The 2,925-nt window shown below is 47.3% G+C and carries 1 protein-coding gene; it reads left to right on the top strand.

Annotated features, from left to right (window positions below; translation table 11 throughout):
* Positions 1–2,925: Calx-beta domain-containing protein (locus NG833_RS30060; RefSeq protein WP_254568931.1), on the top strand; the 2,925-nt coding region annotated here is incomplete at both ends.

The raw sequence follows: 2,925 nt of genomic DNA, 5'->3' as shown, positions 1-2,925 counted from the left end.
TGAACCTGTAGCTGAACAGCCCTCAGAACCGGAAACTCCTGAACAACCCTCTGAACCTGTAGCTGAACAGCCCTCAGAACCGGAAACTCCTGAACAACCCTCTGAACCTGTAGCTGAACAGCCCTCAGAACCTTCTGAACCAGTTCTTGAACATTCAGAACAGCCTGCAAAACCTCTGTTTGAGGCGATCGCTCCCAGTGAAATTCCTGAAAATGCTACCACTGACGACCCTGGGGTGGTGCGCCAGAGCTTTGTCAAAGTGAATACCGATCTATTGGCTGCTGAAAGCTCTGGCAGCCAAAACCTTAAGTTAGATCTGTTTGAAGATGTTTCGATAGAAGTTAATTTCGATCCAGCAGAGCTTTCGTCAAATGGAGACAACTTAGTGCGTGTTGGCACGGTCGAAGGTGCGGAATATAGCGAAGTCTACTTGGTCAAGAGCGCAATCAGTGATGTGACTTACGGTAAAGTCCGAGTTGATGACAAACTGTATGAATTAAAATTTTTGGCAAGTGGAGCTTACGTTGTTCAAGAAATTGACTTGAAAGAGCTTGATAAGCAAATCACCTCTACTCCTGTCAGTGTAAATCCTGAAAATTCCGAACAAGCTGTTCCAGATACTGCTTCTGATTATCTATGCTCCTGTGGTGCTTGGGTAGGTAAGCCTGCAACTGCTGCGGATGTTGTCAGTGGGCGTTCCTATACCATTGCAGCCGATGGATTGATGGCTCTTGCAGACGGTGTAGGATCTTCTTCAAACTCATCAGTAACGGCAGCTGATGACGAAACTGTTTCTGGCCAAATTGCTTCTGCTTTGGGGCAAGGCATCACAGTTGCCGATACCACACTGGCTGATGATGGATCGATTATTGATGTTCTAATTGTCTACACTGCTGCCACTGTCCAACAAGCAGGCGGTTTGGACTCGCTTAAAGCACATATTGCTGCTGTGGAAGCAGAAACTAATCAAGGCTATCAAAATAGCGGTGTCAATCACCGTATTCGTATTGTTGCTACGGCACAGACTGGTAATCCAGGGTCAGAATGGGGCAATCCTGCACTTAATAATTTGCAGGGAAAATCAGATGGGTACATGGACGAAATCCATGCACTGAGAGATTTATACTCTGCTGATGTAGTAAGCCTTTGGATAGACAAATCTCTCAATTTCTACGATAAAGAAGGCAACAAACAACAAGCACCAGGCATAGGCTACTTGATACCTGAAGAGCAGTATTTGTCGGGAACGACTGGATTCAATATTTCTACTCTCTCTGCAGCGCGAACCAATTATACTTTTGCTCATGAATTGGGTCACAATCTGGGTGCGGGTCACAATTTGACTAAGGGAAATGGTTTGCATTCGTATTCTCATGGATACATTGCAACGGGTAAATGGCGAACGATTATGGCATATCCCGATGGTCAAACAACCCGCAAAAATTACTGGTCAAATCCAAGTTTATTCTATGAGGGTGTAGCTGGTGGAACGAGTCAAACCAACAACGCGAAAACTCTTAATCTAACATCTTATGCCGCATCTAACTGGCGGCATTCCAACGACCACTTTGCCAAAGCAAAAGTGATTAGCGGGTCTTCGATTAGCACAACGGGATTGAACTACAACGCGACTGAAGAAAGTGGCGAAGCAAACCATGGGGGGAACGCAGGTGGGAAGTCGGTTTGGTGGTCGTGGACGGCTCCCAGTTCCGGTGAAGTGACTCTGACGACTACAGGTAGCAATTTCAATACCCTCTTGGGCGTTTATACCGGATACTCCGTTTCCAGTATGACCAAAATCGCTGAAAACGATAACGTCTCCAGTAGCAACAACACGAGCGAAGTTAAGTTCAACGCTGTTGCAGGTCAGACGTACAAAATTGCAGTAGATGGTTACAACAAAGCGACTGGGGAAATTAAGCTGAACCTCACTCAAAAAGCACCAACTAAACCCCAAGTCACCATTAGTGCTACTGATTCCTCGGCTGGCGAACCCTATAACAACGGTGAATTTAGCGTCACTCGCAATGGCAGTACCGCTTCGTCGCTCACGGTTTACTACTCCGTATCGGGTAATGCTATTGCTGGCAGCGACTACACTTCTCTGAGTGGATATGTGACTATTCCTGCCGGTTCGACAACAGCAAAAATTCCCGTTAACGTTTTGGATGATTTCCAGGTGGAAAGCACCGAAACTGTAGTGGTGAGCTTGACCTCTAACTCGAATTATGTGGTGGGAAGTGGCAGTAGCGCCACGGTTAATATTGCAGACAACGATGTTGCCAAATCCACCATCAATCTGTACAGCAGCGACACCTCGGGTTGGGAACGCAACGCCGGTGAAACTCCCAACGATGCTCAGTTCTATGTTTATCGTAGCGGTGGGGACAACAGTAAAGCGGAAACGGTTTACTACTCAGTCAGTGGCAGTGCGACTAACGGCAGTGACTACAGCTATCTTTCCGGCTATGTGACGATTCCAGCCGGTGCGAGTTTCGCGTACATCCCCGTAGATATCACCAATGACAGCAGTTATGAGGGAACCGAGCAAGTTCAACTGACCTTAAACAGCAACAGCAACTATCTTGTTGGCAGCAACACTACTCGCACTGTCACCATCTACGACAACGACCCCAAACCCCAATTGATCGACCTGTCGGGAGAATACTTCAACGTCATCCAAGAACCCCTCAAAGCCGGAGAAAGTTTTGACAGCCAATTCCGGATTCAAAACACCGAAGCCAGTGATGCGGGTGCATTCAACGTGGGTTTCTACCTGTCCACCGACAGCAACATCACTACGAGTGACAAATTCTTAGGTAATCATTACCTCAGCGGACTGGCTGGCAACAGCGACACCGGAACCTTAGTCAAAAACCTGACATTACCCGGTGCCAGCGACGGCATTTGGAGTCAAGGAGATGG

Origin of the sequence: Oscillatoria sp. HE19RPO, assembly GCF_024220515.1 — a bacterium.
GTDB lineage: Bacteria > Cyanobacteriota > Cyanobacteriia > Cyanobacteriales > Laspinemataceae > Laspinema.
The sequence above is the reverse complement of the archived record's forward strand: the minus strand, read 5'-3'. Positions and strand labels throughout refer to the sequence as shown.